This is a genomic window from Paraburkholderia sp. BR10923 (genome assembly GCF_040948765.1).
In the GTDB taxonomy this organism is placed as follows: Bacteria; Pseudomonadota; Gammaproteobacteria; order Burkholderiales; family Burkholderiaceae; genus Paraburkholderia; species Paraburkholderia youngii.
The window spans coordinates 1-15,341 of the sequence record NZ_JBFPKO010000032.1 but is presented as its reverse complement, the minus strand read 5'-3'; the positions used below and the strand labels follow the sequence as shown (position 1 = coordinate 15,341).

At 59.3% G+C, this 15,341-nt stretch carries 12 protein-coding genes and 1 pseudogene; 4 read left to right on the top strand and 9 right to left on the bottom strand.

The annotated features are described in order from the left end of the window. Positions 1-3 precede the first annotated feature (3 nt). Genes AB3X94_RS35750 through AB3X94_RS35715 form a run of 8 tightly spaced genes read right to left on the bottom strand, consistent with a single transcriptional unit; the run spans position 4 to position 7,717 of the window. Positions 4-1,617: a type II secretory pathway protein gene (locus AB3X94_RS35750; RefSeq protein WP_368593653.1), complete on the bottom strand. Its 1,614-nt coding sequence runs from the start codon at positions 1,615-1,617 to the stop codon at positions 4-6. 4 nt (positions 1,618-1,621) lie between these two features. After that, positions 1,622-2,257, bottom strand: a complete 636-nt coding sequence (locus AB3X94_RS35745; RefSeq protein ID WP_368613964.1) for a toxin co-regulated pilus biosynthesis Q family protein — start codon at positions 2,255-2,257, stop codon at positions 1,622-1,624. Positions 2,258-2,260: 3 nt separating this feature from the next. After that, positions 2,261-2,698, bottom strand: a complete 438-nt coding sequence (locus AB3X94_RS35740; protein ID WP_368593692.1) for a lytic transglycosylase domain-containing protein — start codon at positions 2,696-2,698, stop codon at positions 2,261-2,263. Beyond that, positions 2,698-3,999: a TrbG/VirB9 family P-type conjugative transfer protein gene (locus AB3X94_RS35735; RefSeq protein ID WP_368593651.1), complete on the bottom strand. Its 1,302-nt coding sequence runs from the start codon at positions 3,997-3,999 to the stop codon at positions 2,698-2,700. Before AB3X94_RS35735 ends, AB3X94_RS35740 begins: the two co-directional genes overlap by 1 nt. Then, a complete protein-coding gene (locus AB3X94_RS35730; protein WP_368593691.1) occupies positions 3,996-4,784 on the bottom strand; it encodes a transglycosylase SLT domain-containing protein in 789 nt (262 codons plus the stop codon). Before AB3X94_RS35730 ends, AB3X94_RS35735 begins: the two co-directional genes overlap by 4 nt. Before the next feature lie 31 nt (positions 4,785-4,815). After that, the gene (locus AB3X94_RS35725; protein WP_368613963.1) at positions 4,816-6,126 is read right to left on the bottom strand and encodes a TrbI/VirB10 family protein; all 1,311 of its coding nucleotides are present in this window, start codon (positions 6,124-6,126) and stop codon (positions 4,816-4,818) included. Positions 6,127-6,134: 8 nt separating this feature from the next. After that, positions 6,135-7,019: a TrbG/VirB9 family P-type conjugative transfer protein gene (locus tag AB3X94_RS35720; protein WP_368593649.1), complete on the bottom strand. Its 885-nt coding sequence runs from the start codon at positions 7,017-7,019 to the stop codon at positions 6,135-6,137. After that, positions 7,016-7,717, bottom strand: a complete 702-nt coding sequence (locus tag AB3X94_RS35715; protein ID WP_368593648.1) for a type IV secretion system protein — start codon at positions 7,715-7,717, stop codon at positions 7,016-7,018. Before AB3X94_RS35715 ends, AB3X94_RS35720 begins: the two co-directional genes overlap by 4 nt. 470 nt (positions 7,718-8,187) lie before the next feature. Between AB3X94_RS35715 and AB3X94_RS35710 the strand changes: the two genes are divergently transcribed. Continuing rightward, entirely contained in the window at positions 8,188-8,766 is a 579-nt protein-coding gene (locus AB3X94_RS35710; protein ID WP_368593647.1) for a hypothetical protein, read from the top strand. Between the two features lie 145 nt (positions 8,767-8,911). Here the strand turns inward: AB3X94_RS35710 and AB3X94_RS35705 are convergent, their stop codons facing one another. Continuing rightward, positions 8,912-10,276 (bottom strand): replication initiation protein, encoded by a 1,365-nt coding sequence (locus AB3X94_RS35705; protein WP_152854522.1) that lies wholly within the window; start codon positions 10,274-10,276, stop codon positions 8,912-8,914. A gap of 1,580 nt (positions 10,277-11,856) precedes the next feature. On the opposite strand from AB3X94_RS35705, the gene AB3X94_RS35700 reads away from it, so the two are divergent. The 3 genes and pseudogenes from AB3X94_RS35700 to AB3X94_RS35690 form a co-directional block, all read left to right on the top strand. Then, positions 11,857-13,065, top strand: coding sequence for a ParA family protein (locus AB3X94_RS35700; RefSeq protein ID WP_368593646.1), 1,209 nt, complete (start codon positions 11,857-11,859; stop codon positions 13,063-13,065). Next, positions 13,062-14,042, top strand: a complete 981-nt coding sequence (locus AB3X94_RS35695; protein WP_152854520.1) for a ParB/RepB/Spo0J family partition protein — start codon at positions 13,062-13,064, stop codon at positions 14,040-14,042. The genes AB3X94_RS35700 and AB3X94_RS35695 overlap by 4 nt, the downstream gene beginning before the upstream one ends. 1,217 nt (positions 14,043-15,259) lie before the next feature. Then, positions 15,260-15,341: pseudogene (locus tag AB3X94_RS35690) on the top strand (IS5/IS1182 family transposase); the annotation flags it as partial.

Below are 15,341 nucleotides of genomic sequence, written 5' to 3'. Positions count from 1 at the left end.
TGCTCACATCGACGGGACGACCGTAGCCGTCAGCATGATCACCTGGAAGGTCTTCGACTTGTTCCACAGACCCGTGATACCCGCGATACCGCCATTCATCGTGCTGTTCGCAAGGTCCGTTATCTGACCGTAGAGCACCACCGTCTGACCATCAGACAGCGCGATCGTCTGGTCCTCCTTGCTGCCTGTCGTGTGCGCAAGCTGGATCTGTTGCAGCGTCTGGCCAGAGCCGACCGACGCCGACGTGAAGGGACCATTGAGCTTCGAACTGTCGGCCCAGTACGACAGGATGATCTGGTTATGGTCGTTGACCGCCGGCAGGATGTTGACGAAGTCACCTGTGGTCACAGTCCCCGGCGTGAGACCCGGCACCCCACCGGACGTGGCGTTGAGGCTCCCCGCAGACGGCGAGGTCGAGCGCAGATAGTCATCGCTCTGGAACGACGCGATCGAAACGGGCAGGCCGTTGAGCGTCATCTTCGTCTGCGTGTTGTCCTGCACCGTGCGGCCATACTGGTTCAGCGCATTGATGACGGCGTTCGTGCCGGAGAACGGCGCATTCGGTTGCAGCACTGACAGGCCGACCGTACCCCCGCCCGACGAGAGCGACGTGGGTGAGGTGAAGCTGACCGCATACTTGGCAAGACCGCCCTGGATATAGTTGAACACCACGTCGGCATTCACGCCCGCCTGACTGCCGTTGTTCAGCGCGATCTGCAGCGTACGCACGCGCAACATCACCTGGCGCGTCGAGACGGCGTTTTCCTGCGCAAGCAGCTTGCCCATGCGGTCAGCCGCCTCACGCGTGTCGTAGACCATCACGAGGCGGCTTTGCGGGTTCACGGTCACACGGCCCATTGGCGAGCGCAGCTTATCGAGTGCATCGCTGATCGCCTTGATCTGGTCGAAATCCCCTTCCCGCCCCGTCGACGTCTGTGCCGCAAAAGATCCCGTATTGCCGCCCGATCCACCGGTGCCGTTCGCCTGGTTGCCCGTCGAGGTGTCCATGCCCTTGGACATGGTCGACTTGATCGACACCTTGCCCGGGATCGCGGCGATCTGATACATGCGCGTGACAAAGCGCGTGATGTTGATGGTCGAGCCGTCGAACGACCAGTCGAGACCGAGGTCTTCGGTCATGCGTGTCAGATACGCGCCGGCATAGCCCGTGAAAACCTGGCCGTAGACAGGCTCTTCATAGGCGTTGCCGTTCAATCCTGTCGTTGTGCCCTTGCCGCCCGCTGACTCTCGCGGCACCAGCGAACTGCGCGGCACGAACACGTCGGGGCTCAGATGGACCGGATAACCGGTTGCGCCCGAGATCAGGGTCGAAATCTGCCTGATACCGATGTTCGCAGGCATCGTCACCTTCTTCTCGCGGAAGGTGGCGGGCAGCGTCGCTTCATACGCGACGGGCACAAGCCGGTCGCCGAGGAACGCTGTCGGCACATCTTCCACCAGCGCCATCGAACCGGGCAGATTGGCCATCGCATCGCTCCCGGTGCGATGAGCCGCGTCGTAGGCCGCGTTGATGTCGCTCTGATTGACCGCGCAACCTGCGATCATCAGCGAGCAGGCGACGGAAAGGCCAGTTTTGATAATGGATGCGTGACGCATGGAGTTAGTCCTGGCAGTTGGCCGCGCGCGCGATGACGCGGATGACGTTGTTCGTGTGACGGCAGACGCGCGTGGGCACGCGCATGTGATTGGTCGCCTGCATGACCTGCGTGAGGACAGACGTGAAGTCGCCTGAGAAAGTCGCATTGAATTCGAGCGGTAGATCGTCATCGATCTTCCACGCAAGTTGCCAGCCCTGAGTCTGCAACCAGCGGTCGAGCGCGTTGCGCAGATTGAGGTCCTGCGGCGAGACGGAAAGCGTCAGCGTGGCAGCCGGTGCTGTCGGTGTGCCCGGCAGAACCACCGAGGCAACACCTGTTGCGATCGGTGAGGACGAGGCATCCAATGCCGTCCGCGCAACGGGTGCAGCAACCACTGCGGGTGCTGGTGCTGGTGCTGGTGCTGGTGCAAGTGCGAGTGCGGGCGCGGGCGCGGGTGCTGGTGCAGAAATCGCAGTTGTCGCGCGAGACGACGGGACTGCCGCGAGGATCTGCCATCCGTCGCCGGCGGGGGCCGCAACGTGCGACTGGTCCGGGTCGATTGCGGCGTGGCTCCAGTCTGATGCGCCCACTAGCACCAGTGCAGCCAGGATACGCGCGATCACGCGCACCCGTTCATTGCGTTCGATGGTAACGTTCATTCGTTATTGCCCCTGCCGCTGCAGGCGGCGATAGATTGCGTTGGCATAGATCAGCTGCTTCTGGGTCGAAACCGCGTTATAGGCACCCACGGCTTTCCAGGTCGGCCCGAACTGTCTGATGTTCGAGGCCAGAATCCACGTACCGACGTAGGCGTTCACGCAGGCGTTGAAAAGGTGCTCCCGGCGAATGCCATACCGGGCAAGCCTGGGTAGCCACGATGAGTTGATCTGCATCAGGCCGATGTCTTCGGTCCCGTTGCTGTTCACGTTCACTGCGTTCGGCCGCATGCCGGATTCGTGCTGTGCGATCGCGCGGACCAGTTGTGCGCTGACGTGCCGGTAGGCAGCAGCGTCATCAAGGCAGTCAGCGCGCGCAACGAAGGCACAGCCAAGCAGCACCGCGCTGACCACGGAAACAATGGAAATGCGCGCACCGTGCATCACGATTTCGCCACCGCCGTTGCAGGTGCCGTCGGCTCAGGCCGGGAGCCCGGAGCGGCACGCTCGAAGTACTTCACATCGTGGCGACGGGTGACATTCACGGTATTGCCATCCGCGGTGACGATGAACTGTTCGGCCGTGCCGTTGAACATGTAGTACCGGCCCTTCTGCTCGCCCGAACCCAGGTGCTTCACGTCTGCTACATGGATCTGCACTACGGACTCGGCGAACTTGAAATACGTGTGGCCGTCGCGGTCGAACACAGCCTCGAGATGCGCGGGGCTTGTGGTGTCGAAGTCATAGACGGTCCCCGCGGAACGCGCGAGCTCGACCGTCTTCGTGCCGTCTGACACGACCATGCGCTCGGCGCGCTCGATGGTCATCACGTTCGTACCGGCATCCCACTTCGGATGCAGCGAACGGCCTTCGGGCGTTCTGAACGTCAGCTCCCCCGTGGGCTTCGACGCGAAGCGGATCTGTGTATGCGTGTCGTCGCCGTCGCGGATCGCCTGCGCGCCAAAGTATTCGGCCAGCAGGGATGCGGGCGCAGCGGTCGGTGCCGCTTCCTCTGGTCTCGCAGCCACGGTCTGCGCAACCGCATCGGCTTGCGGTTTCTCGCCAGCGGCATAATTGAGCGCGCCTGACTTCGGCGCATCGCGGTGCAGGCGGATGTGTCGCGACGTGAAGTCGACGTCCGCATACAGTCCGGTCTGCGTCATCAGGCGATCGAGCGCCTGCATCCAGTTCTCGCCCGCACGCGTGGCAAAGGCGCTTGCGTCGGTGATGTCCACATCCTTCTGTGCAGACCCGGTCCAGCCCTGCGGAGCCAACGCCTTCACGAAGCTGGCCACGGGCATGCTTGCCTTGAGCGCGCGGACCGGTTCAAGCGCACCATGTGTGCCGATGAGAACGAGGCGATTGGTGAAGCCATCGAAGCCAGCGGGCTGATCGTCGCGCAGCGCCGCGAGCGCGCCACGCGCTCCGCCGCCGATGAACGTGTTCGCCTTCGTCCAGCGCGCACTGGCAGGACGGCCAGCTACCGTGTACGTGATCGTTTCGGGCGTTCCATCGACCACGACATAGGGTCCTTCCGCATGGCCACCGACTGCGGAAATAACCTGACCCGCGCGAGGCTGGATGTAAGTCTTCGATCCGTCGTTGAAGATGAGCGCAGGACGTTCTGCGATACCACCTGCAATCTCGTAATCGAAATCGAATGGGTCAGTGTTCGCCGCATGGACCGTGATAGCGCCGAACAGCGCGAGACAGGCAAGAGCAGTTCGGGAAACGTTGAGTTTCATAGGCCGGCCTGGATCTGGTTGAGGTGCCGCGCGAAACGCGCGAGATACGCCTGCCCCGGAGCCGGATTGGCGCTGTGGTAATAGGCAATCGCCTTCGCGACGGAGTGCGTCTTGCTGTAGTTCTCGTTGAGAATGTCCTCAGCAACGCGGATGCTGGTGGCCGGAGACAACGCGTCCCACGGCGATGCGAAACGGCGCGCGTGGTACGCCCAGTTGATCTGCATTACGCCTACGTCGAAGTCGCTGCGGCCGCGTGCGATCAGCGACTGGACAATGCGATAAGCATCCGCACGGGTCTTGAAGAAGAAGCCCCGCCCCGCGATGTTCAGCGTCCAGGGCCAGGCCCGCCCGTTTAGACCGGACTCGTTCAAGGCGATGCCCGCGAGTATCTTCGGATCGACGCTTCTATGCATCAGCTCAAACGGAGCTGTCGCACTCGCGCACGCCCAGCCGCCGCGGCCCTCGGCAATCGCGGCCTGGGCGTCATCGTCCAGTACGGTTGGCTGCAGCCAGCCTTTCGCGACGAGCAACCGCTCGAGCGAGACGTCGCGCGAGTCGACCGACACGGTGATACCCGTATCCGGATCGCTCGCCACGGATTGACCCACCAGCGGCGTCGCCCATTTTTCGAACACCTGCAGCCCGCACCAGAACACGGGCTTACCATCAAACGAAGCGAGCGCGCGGGCGTTGCCATCGGCCAGAACAACGCTTGTCGGGCTGATCACTTCAGCGATCGTCGCAGCCTGGGCGCCGTGAAGGTACGCGACCAGCGCAACAACCATTCCGCCGATAGCAATACGTTTATCGAGCGGCTTACTCATCGCGATACGGCTCCAGCACAATGTCTCGATTGACCTTGAGCATGAAACGGCGCTCACCTGGGTCCGATGTAATGGTCGGCGGGATGTTCTTGTATCGTTCAAGCACTGACTGGGCCGTCGTGGCGGCAACCTGGCCCGCCGTACTGCCGACCTGGGTAACACCAAGCGGACCCGTGGTGGTGGAGGTTTCGCCACCGTCGTACTTGTGCAGAAGGATCGCGACGAGAAAGGACGTCCCGAAAATCTTGAAGAAGTGGTTGTTGACATCGCCCGAGAAGCCAGCCGAACCGTCGCCATCCGCACCCTGCGCGCCGAAGAGCGGGACATGCTTGCCATTCGGCAGGCGCAACTCCGTCGCAGCTACGAGAATGCTTTCCTGGCCCGGCTGAATGTCAGAGCTATACGGTGCCGTGATGAAGCTGCCCTTAGGGATCATCAGGCAGTCGCCACGGATGCTGTCGTACACATCCTTTTCGACGATCAGTGAGGCTGTGCCGGGACGATCGGAATTAAGTCGCTCTGTCGAGAGCACGCCGATGTGGTGGGGAGGCGAAAGCACGCAGCCATGCGCCTTGCCCACAAAACCGGCGCGCGGAAAATCCTGGTCGCTACCGGACTGCGCCGACACATTCCTGATGAAGGTGGCATCGTGGTCCTGGCCCGAATATGGACGCGGCGACTGCGGCTGTCCTGCTCCTGCGGCCGCGAAGGCCGACGCGAGTCGTTCGGCGACCGACCCTCCCGCCGCCTGTTGCGCGGCAGCCTGCTGGGCCGCGACCTGAGCGGGCGTGAGCACTCCCGGCAACGGGTTGGGCGTCGTAGACGCACGCGCCGTATCCTTGACCTTCAGGCCCGGTTTGAAGATCGGCGACGCGAAGATCGCGTCCGTGTCGGCGTCAGCCTTAATCTGCCTGGTCTGCTGATCGTTGATAAAACCATCGGCGGTTAGCGCAGGCGCGACATTCACCATATTCGACGTAGCCGCGGGCGAGGACGAGCGTGCGGCGGCCGCCGCGCGCGCTTCGGAGGCCGCCATCTTGCGCGCCTCGCTCAACTGGTCGTCGATCGTCTTGTTGAGGTCCTGCGTGTTGTTCGACTTGTCGACGACTTCAGCAGCCTTCGCCTTTTTCTGCAGCGCCGCCTGTTCGTCAACCTTGGCGCTCTCTTTCACCTGGTAGTAGAAGCCGAGTGCTCCGATCACGACTGCGGCGACGCCGCCCACCGCAAACAGTGCGTTGCGGGGCGACTTCCCCTTGAAAAGACTTGCGTGCGGATTGTTCTGCTGATCGGTCGGTGAGTTCATCTCGCCCCTCAGAAGCCAAACAGGCCTGCACGGCCGCGCTTGATCGTCACTTCCTCATTCGGGGCGCGCAGCACGATCTGGTTGGCTATCTCCTGCACGACGATGTACTGGCCGCGCCGAATGAAGTTCGGGCTCACGACATCCCCGTGATCCTTGACGAGGGGCACGGCAAACGGTGCATTGGCGGGCAGGCGCAGCCATACCGACTTGCCGTCATCGAACACGGTCTCGGGACGGAACGACGCCGAACCGGAGACTGTATAGTCGAAGTTGAGTTTGTCGGGCGAGACGCCAATTGGGCTCGAATCCGTCCGGCCCTCGGAATCGTCACCGTGGCCCTCGGGGCCAACGCCCGCTTGTTCGCGCGCGCGGACCTTCGCCATGACAGAGCCGGGGTAGCTGAAGCGCACAGTCTGATAAAACAGGCCGCCCATCGGCGACGACACGAGCGTCATGTCGTACTCGCGCAGGTTGGTGGTCAGGTGAAGGGTGTTGACGAGGCCGGGTTTGACTGGCTTCACGAAGAGGTGATTCTCGCCGTCCGTGTCGATGACCCACTGTATCGAGTCACCCATAGCTGGATCGGTCGTCACGCGCTCGCCCTTCGCCAGCTCAATCGTTGTGTTCTTCAGCGGCGCGGTCATGATCCGGTAGATCTGATCGCGGCTATAGGGAAACACGACCATCCGAGCATCGCCCGGCATGGTGATCGGGTCCGAACCGGCGTTATAGGGATTCACCGGGCTCATCGGGTCGCTCATTGCCGTGGCGAGGTCAAACGAAGCGGCCGGGGCCACGACGCCCTTCTTCGCTGCATTCACAGCCGGGCAAACGGCAGCCGCGCATGCGAAAGCGGCCGCCCACAAAGCGAGCGTGCGGGAGGCGATCATCATTGAGTTTTTTGGATCGAGAACAACGGATAGAACATTCCGAATGGATTCGAACCGAGTGCGTCTTCGGAAGTCGGTGGGACGATCTGATAGCGGATCGTCAGGGCGTATTTCTGGACGACAGGCCTGTCGGTAGGCGACTGCGTCGTGCTGGTTGTGAATTCCACGACGCCGGTCGAGTCTTCAAGCAGTGCAACGTTTGTGACGCGTACCTCCCGAACCAGCTTCGGATTCAGGGTGATTGCCTGGAATGGAGCGTCGCTTTTGACCCAGTCGCCGAACTGATTGCGCGCATTGCCAACCATCATGGCTTTGATGCCGTTGATGTTCTTTGCCATGCGGGACGTCTGGATATCGTCTGTGAGGACCGGTTCGATCGTGAACCAGCGCTCAACGGCTTCCCGAAGCGAAGTGCGGATTGCCTGGTCGTCGGGCTTGTATGCGGCCAGTTGGGCGACTACTGCGTGGCCGTTGACGTCGGACGAAACGCCATATGCCTTGACGACCGACGGGGGGGGATTCCGCGTATAGACCGCGCCCCCAGCGATAAAGGCCAGGATGAAACAGAACGTCTTCCAGTGATTGGCTTCGGTACGCAGACGGGCACCCATGTCGAAGATGATCTTCTCAGGGTCATCGTTTGAGTAACCGCCAGGCGCGGTGGAAAGGGCGATTTGCTTCTTGCTGCGGAACAGGGGCATGACGGTCGATCCATTTGGGCCGACTCAATTGAATCAGCCCAGGGTGGAAGCCGATCATGCGAAAGAGATGCGATTTATCGCCGCTTTTCGGCGCGGCCCCAGAGGTTCACGGACGGCCGAGCCGGCTCAGAGACCTAAGGTGAAATGACGCAGAAATTCGTGAGCTTTTGGGGAAATCGGTTGTCCTGTAAGGAGGTAGCATCTTCCCATCGACTGTTTCACGCGTTTCACAGTCGGCGGTCCGGTTTGCCCGACGAAGTCAGATTGGTTGTGTGCGCAGTTTTCCACTTATTTTCAATGCCTTATTCCCAAACGCATTTCAGTTTTTGCATGCGCGTGTTGAAGACAGGTGTCTGAGCCGGCTCAGACACCTCTTTCACTGGTGCAACGAAACGGGTAACTCACAACGCCTTCAGCATCCAATTGCTGCTGTCTCAGATAGATCGGTTCCTAACGAGCAGGCTAAGAACATGGAATACAACAACGACATGACACTTCGCCGCGAAGCCGCCATCGCGTTGCACGAGCAGTTGCGCGCAAGACGGGCTTCCGTAATCGCCATTGGTGAGTTCTATCTCTCAGTACTTGAACAGGGGCTGTGGCCGAGCTTGCGAGCCATTGCCATCGAACTGAACATCTCGTATCCGCAAGTGTCGAGGATGGTAGGTGCTGCACGACTTCCTGAAGCCGTGCTTGAAGTATTCAGGAATAGAAAGTTATCTTTTAGAAATATTCAGACGCTTCAAACGCTCACTCGCCAGCTTGGCGAACCCGAACTTACTCGTCGAACTGCGCACGTCACTGCGAATTGTTCGCTTGAAGAAGTGTTTGCTGTGCTTACCACTGGAAAGCCAGTCGTGCGCGAAGGCGTGCGGGTAAGGATCATTCCCGGTAAAAAATATTTACGCCTCGACGTGCCAAATTACGAGCAGATCGCCACGCGGATTGTAGAACTGGAAGCGATCCTCAACGCGTTGCTTGCGACCTACAACCGGAAGCACCGGGCAGGAGCTCTCTCTGCACCTAAGAAGGCTGCGACGCGCAGCTGAACTCACTTGAAATCTGTGCGGGCGCATTTGATTGACCGAGCGAAGCCGCATTCCTCCTATGCAACCCTGTCTGGAGAAACGAACATCGGTCGCGGGCCCTATACTTTGTCGGTAAGCGGGCACACAGCAGGTTCCTACTGCAGGTTCACGCCTCGTCAACAACGACCGCTTTAGACACTCGCGCAGCCTTCGCCTTCCGCGATATCTTGCCGGCAACGAAGGAGCCGAATGCGCTGTACACCTTGGGATCTGTAAGTTGCGCGAGCAGGTCCTTCGGCTCCGCCTTAATCACTTTCGCAATGAGTATTGCGCCGGGGCTTGTCGCGAACTCTGCGGCCACATTTGCCTGTTCTTCCTGAGCGAGCGTGTTGTAGTGGTCCCAGCCAAGTGCCACTTCCTTCTGCTTTTTGTCGTTGGCCGCGGCGCTCAGTTGGGCTTCACGTGTGTCGGCGTCCTGCTGCGCTACCTGCTGAGTGGACTCAAGCGCCAGAGCCTGCTGATGGATGTCCTTGTCGATGGTGCCCAGCAGGTAGTCCTCGCGTAACGCCTTCATGAAATAACCGCCTGCGCGCACTTTAACCTTCCCCCGGGCAGCCATATGTCGCGTGTATTCGATGGCTTGGTTGATGCGGTCATCGGTGTACGTCGAACGATTGGCAATGATCTCGTTGAACTCCGCCCTGTTGAGCGCGAACTCCTTGCGCAGCGTGTCGTAAAGGGATTTAAGCACGACGAGCGCTGTTTTTTGCTCATCGCCTTGGCGCTGTCCCTGCAACCTGAAGCGTAGTTGGCCGATGCGCTTGGACCCCGGAACGTTTTGCGTAAGCATGTCGATACGAATGCCCGTAACTTCCAGGATCTCAGTCATCGCGATCTCGAGCACCTTGCTGCGGAAGTGCTTGAAGAGGTCGTAGGTCTTGGTCTCGCAACCCATCAAGGCGCGCATGGCGGTGACCTCGAACCATGGCGTCACGCCGTCTGCCATGTATGGCTGGAGCCGGTCGTAAAGAACCTTCGAGTGAATAGACTTGAAAACGTAGCGCAGACTCAGGAAGTGCGATGCACTGGGATTTTTTATGGCTCGTTGAAGCCGCTCCGCCAATTCAAAGGTGAACTCACCGTCGTCAACAAATGCCGAGCCCATCAAAGGGACAGAACCCCAGCGCTCTTTAGTGGGGTCCGCGACGTCGATTTCGGTCAACTCGATCGCGGCTTTCTGGGCTTCGCGAATTAGCTTGGTGAGGTGCCGCCGGTTTTCGCTCGTGGTGCACATCAACCATTTGAAGAGCCCAAAATCGACGCGATACTCCTTGCGGATTTCAGGGTCGTCTGCGACCAGGAAGTACGCAACATCGACAAGACGGCGGGCCGCGAGGCTAAGGTCGACGATCTTGACGAAAGCGTTGCTTCGCCGGAAGCCCAGATCATGGGGTGCCGCAACAATGCTTTCGCCTCTGGCCGTGTAGTCTTCAAACAAGGCCAGAGCCAGTTGATGCGCCGCGCTATCCATACCCTCTCCAGTTGGTCTGGGCCGGAGCGTGACCTGGTAAGGTCGAAATGTCAAAACAATTTCGGTGACTTTGCCTGATAGAAAGTTGTTCCCGTCGCAACATACGCGTTCTGCAGCAGTGGAGGTGGCAGACAAACGGAGCCGAGCGCCGACAAATACCGTGGGTTGCCGGCGGGAGGAGCACAATTTTGGTGACCTTTCAGTCCCCCCGTTTTCAAGAGACCGGCGTTAGCAATCGCGATTGTGAGTATGTGTTTGGCCGAGCGAACTTCGCGGCGGTTTGGTTTGGTAGTTAGTGTCTTTAAGAAAACTAAACCAACATACTAGTGATAACGCACTGCAATAAAATCAAGAACTTAGCTTGGAAAGGTCACATCAGCGGCTCGGTTGGTCACCGGGATTGTGCGGCAAAGTCATCGTTCGGTGCAGATAGGTCACTCAATTTGTCTCAAGAGCCGGGCGCGGATATCGAAAGGTCACCGGATTTGTGGCGAAGGTCACCAAAATTGTTGGGGGGGACGTGGCAGGCCTGCCGGAGGCTGGTCTCGGGCAGTTTGGGCCCCGGCAAGGTCACCAAAATTGTTTGCGCCAGCGCACACTCCGTACGCCAAGACCCCTGTTGCGGCAAGGCTTCGCGACAGTGCCGCTCATGTCTGGCGTGGCAAGGTCACGAAGATTGCAGATCCGTCCGTGCGCTTGAGTGCCCTTAACTTGGCAAAGTCACCGAAATTGTAGGATCGCGACGTGAGACATGGTCTTGGAAAAGGTCACCGAAACTGTGGAGATCTGCCGCTTCGAGGTCCGCTCGGCGCCGCTCGGCAGCCCCGGCGATCGGAGTGGAGTCGGGGAATAGAGATTGCCGTGGCGAATGCACGCTAAGCTATTGACGCGGTTGGGAATTGCAATGGGTCAGGGGCCTCTTGCGAGCGGTTGCTGGCGCCCATTGAGCTCCGGCGGCAAAGTCACCAGAATTGTAGGAGCGCCTATGATGCGCCAGGAAAAGTCACCGAAATTGTTGGCAGGGCACCCTATGTTTGCAGAAAAGCCGCGAGCATGGACGTTTGCGCGTTCTCTGGGCCGAGAAAGGTCACAAAAATTGTAGGCCTTAGCGGGTTACCGCCATTTAAGATAGCCTGCAAAATGGCTGAAGCCAACAATTTCGGTGACTTTGCCTTCCCCGTGTTCGGAAGATCGCACAATCCTGGTGACCTTGAGTCAGGCGAACGTTTTGGAGCCACAATCTTAGTGTCTTTGCCCTTCTATCGAAGCGTAGATCGGGGGAACCGCGGGTCCGTTGGAAGCTCACCGAACGAAGACTTGCTCTTTTGAATACGCCATTTCTGCGACTACAACCGCCTTACACAACCGTTTGATTTTCGGTCCCCTCCAGCGAGGGGGGTTATGGGCTGCTGGCGGGGATCACCATTCCGTCGTTGCTGAGCCATCGGCGGGATCTTCCCAAGCCTTTACAGCGCGTTCTGACGCGTCGATTTTTTCGAAAAACTTAAAGTAAAGGATGAAGTTTTCCCCTCGATCGCTTATTCTACGCAACATCAAGAATTTCGATGGGAGCGTCGAATATGCTAGTGAAGAGTGAATTTCCAGAACTCAATAGAACCGTCACTCTTGACGGCGTGGAAGAACTTTCGAAGAAACTCGATCAGCTAACCCGCGACCTGAGGAAGGACATTCTGACGCCCAATCCGCGGAAGCATGCCCCGACATTCACGTCTACCCAGGTGGCGGAGATGTGCGCCATCGACCGCGCGAGGCTTCACTACCTAGCGACCCGGGAGGGCAGCACGCTCCCGCAAGGAGAGGTCCAGGGCAATGGCCGGATCCGCAATTTCAGCCTTGCCGAGACGCGGGCATGGGTCCAGCAAGTCTCTCCGATCAAGAAGTCACCGCTGCTGGAGAAAGGCGAAGCAGCGGGACGAATTGTTGTCACCTCGAACTTCAAGGGGGGCAGTTGCAAGACCACCACCACCATGTGCATTGCGCAAGGGCTCAGCCTGCGCGGGCGCAAGGTATTGCTGGTTGACCTGGATCCGCAGGCGTCGCTCACTGAGCTGTGCGGCCTGTATGCAGAGAAGATGTTGGGCGAGGACGATACAGTACTTCCTTTCATTTACCAACCGAACGAGGCCGAGCTCGAAGACGTTGTGCAGCCGACGTACTGGGACGGGATTGATGTCATTCCAGCCCACCCAACGCTTTTCGCGGCTGAGTTCTGGATTCCCTCGCAAGTAAAAACAGTTAAGGGATACAAGTTCTGGTCCATTCTTCGTGACGGCTTGGCGCCGCTGCGCAGGAAGTACGACTACATCATTCTCGATACGGCGCCGTCGCTCTCGTATCTCACTATCAATGGGCTAATGGCGGCGGACAGCATGGTGATGCCTCTGGTTCCGGAAAGTCTGGACTTCATTAGTTCGGTCTCGTTCTGGAGCCTCTTCAACGACATGACGCCGGCGTTCAGAGAAGGCGGCGACAGCGAAAAGAAGTTCGACTTCGTCAGTATTCTGCTTTCGCGCGTTGACAACAGTTCGACCTCCTCGGCCCCGATCGTTCGCAGCTGGGTGCAGGCGGCATATGGCCACTGGATGAGCCAGACCGAAGTGCCGGCAAGCTCGGTGATGAGCACAGGCGCGGTGGGGTTATCGACGGTGTTCGATGTATCGAAATGGGAGGGCGGCAACAAGACGCTTGCCCGTATTCGCGAACCTCTTGAAGAGTATTGTCGCTGGATGGACGATTTTTACGCCAACAAGTGGGGGACAACAGAATGAACATGCGCGAGCGCCTTAAGGCAAACACGCAGAATTTGGTGCCGGCCGCGGAAAGACACATTGAAGAGCCGACAGGGGACAACAACCGGCCCAAAACAGGCATTGGCTTGATGACCAAGCTGAATCAGGCTGAGCAGCGCATTGCAGAACTCGAAGCGCAAGGGGCGCAGAGCGTTGTCCCTGTCGCCAAGGTTCGACCAAATCCCTGGCAGCCTCGAACCCGATTCGTCGAAGCCAAACTTCGGGAGCTTGCGGAGAGCATCAGGGAAGTAGGATTGATGCAGCCGGTACTGGTCCGTCGCATTACGTTGCAGGACGGCGAAGAGTACTTTGAGCTGATTGCTGGTGAGCGTCGTTGGCGCGCACATCAGTTGCTTGAACTCGAAGACATCAAGGTCATTATTGTCGATGTCACGGACGCCGATATGGCCGTCATGGCGCTGACCGAGAATATTAGCCGGGAAGACCTAACCGACTACGAGATCGGGAAGGCGATGCGTCGGGCCGAAAAGGAGTTTCCGGACCGGAAGAAAATGGCGGAAGCGATGGGCCTTAGCCGCAGCTCGCTCTACCGCTACATGGCGTTCGAGAACCTTCCGACGTTCATGCTCGAAGACCTGGAGCGGAGCCCTGGACTCTTTAGCGGTAACGCCGCGAGCGACACGAACACAGTGCTCAAGAAATTCGGTCAGTCGGCGTCCGAAGTCGCGGCGGATCTTTGGAAGCAGCTGGTGAGCGGTAGCCTTGAGCAGAGCAAATTTGCGAAGCTTCTCGAGGGGTCCATGCTCCGACGCGGAGCCGCGCCGCCGACCACGAATCGAGACATTCATAAGGTCTATGCAGGTAAGGCTCACGCGGGCAGCATAACGAAGGATTCGGTGAGTTTCACCGTCAAGCTGAAGAGCGCCATCTTGACCGAGGCACAGGAGGAACGCATCCGGTCGGTGATAAATGAGCTGTTCGCTGATATCCCGTAATCGTAGCGAGCGAACGCGAAGTCCCCTCTTCGGAGGGTTTTTTTTGTGTGTTCACGTAGTAATACTGTTGTGACAGGCTCCGCCCTATCGAATCGAGCAATCAGCGGGGCGTGTGGTAACGCCAGGTACGGCGCCGGACACCACCGACGCCGAAACGAGGTGACGCAATCTGTTCCTACTAGGAACACGGGTTCTGGTCTCTAGGCGCAGCAGGTCTGGGATCGCGTTGGTTTTCGGATGTGCGCGTTGCGGGTAGGAACACATTGCACGGGCGTAAAGGGGCGAGCTGCCCGTCCGGTCGACCAGCGCTGCGACGCCATCAGGCGCACCGAAAATTAATGAGCGGCCGCACGCTTCCGACGTCGCTCGCAACGGTGGGGTTTTACTGCGAAGGTGCCCAATAGGGTGAGATAGAGATGGGCCAAGGTCGCATCTTTTGTCGACGGCATGGCATGGCACCGAGCTTACCCTTGACCGTGTCCTACTAGGACACGCTGCTCGGAGTCCGGCAATGAAAGGGGTACGTCTGTCCGCCTACGTTCACAGGTCGCCCTGCTCGGTCGGCGAGTCATTTCACTAGGGGGTCGCGGTTTCACCTACCCCGACGAGCGCGCGGAATGAGACCCCGTCAGCTCTTCCCGTGTGTTCGTCTAGTAACACATCATAGATTACACAGGGAAAGCGCACTGTGGTGTCGCGCGAAGGCTGGGAAAAAGCGGCGGCTGAGACTCACCCGGACCGCGGTTCTACGGACCGCGGGATTGGTCACGAGCTGCGTGTTCCTATTAGGAACACGGTGCCCCAACGCAAGGAGCAAGAGCACGAGCAGCTGTCTGGCCTATTCGGGTCGAAGACTTCGGCCTTGAGTCGGGGGTGCGAAGCGACGAAGATCGCAAGGAGCGGGGTATCAATGCGACTGTGCCTGCGTGATGGTGCTCAACGCTTGCGCCGCCAGCGCGCGGCCTGAGCCGATGTCGCCGGCTTGATTCAAGTGACTCGGAGACTCGTGCGGTGGCGCGAGCGATTGGGCGGTAAGTCCCGTCACCCTGCATAGTTGACGCGGCTGGCAGGGACAGGAAGGGGGCCGGTCGCAAGCGGACCGTAGCATCGCCTCGGCGTGTTCCTAGTAGGATCACGGTGGTCGTAGAATCCAGCCTGCCCGACAGCATTTCTAGAGGGTGTTAGGCACTTTATGTCGGACCTGGTATCCTGGCGGAATGAAAAATCGCAGGCCTTACCCAACGGATGTATCGGATGAAGAGTGGTACTTCGCCGCTCCGTACCTGACCCTGATGAACA

Coding starts and splice junctions, on each gene's coding strand:
- AB3X94_RS35745 (WP_368613964.1), bottom strand. CDS start 2,257: ATGAACGTTACCATCGAACGCAATGAACGGGTGCGCGTGATCGCGCGT.
- AB3X94_RS35735 (WP_368593651.1), bottom strand. CDS start 3,999: ATGAAACTCAACGTTTCCCGAACTGCTCTTGCCTGTCTCGCGCTGTTC.
- AB3X94_RS35700 (WP_368593646.1), top strand. CDS start 11,857: ATGCTAGTGAAGAGTGAATTTCCAGAACTCAATAGAACCGTCACTCTT.
- AB3X94_RS35725 (WP_368613963.1), bottom strand. CDS start 6,126: ATGAACTCACCGACCGATCAGCAGAACAATCCGCACGCAAGTCTTTTC.
- AB3X94_RS35730 (WP_368593691.1), bottom strand. CDS start 4,784: ATGGTTGTTGCGCTGGTCGCGTACCTTCACGGCGCCCAGGCTGCGACG.
- AB3X94_RS35750 (WP_368593653.1), bottom strand. CDS start 1,617: ATGCGTCACGCATCCATTATCAAAACTGGCCTTTCCGTCGCCTGCTCG.
- AB3X94_RS35705 (WP_152854522.1), bottom strand. CDS start 10,276: ATGGATAGCGCGGCGCATCAACTGGCTCTGGCCTTGTTTGAAGACTAC.
- AB3X94_RS35715 (WP_368593648.1), bottom strand. CDS start 7,717: ATGCCCCTGTTCCGCAGCAAGAAGCAAATCGCCCTTTCCACCGCGCCT.
- AB3X94_RS35720 (WP_368593649.1), bottom strand. CDS start 7,019: ATGATGATCGCCTCCCGCACGCTCGCTTTGTGGGCGGCCGCTTTCGCA.
- AB3X94_RS35710 (WP_368593647.1), top strand. CDS start 8,188: ATGGAATACAACAACGACATGACACTTCGCCGCGAAGCCGCCATCGCG.
- AB3X94_RS35695 (WP_152854520.1), top strand. CDS start 13,062: ATGAACATGCGCGAGCGCCTTAAGGCAAACACGCAGAATTTGGTGCCG.
- AB3X94_RS35740 (WP_368593692.1), bottom strand. CDS start 2,698: ATGCACGGTGCGCGCATTTCCATTGTTTCCGTGGTCAGCGCGGTGCTG.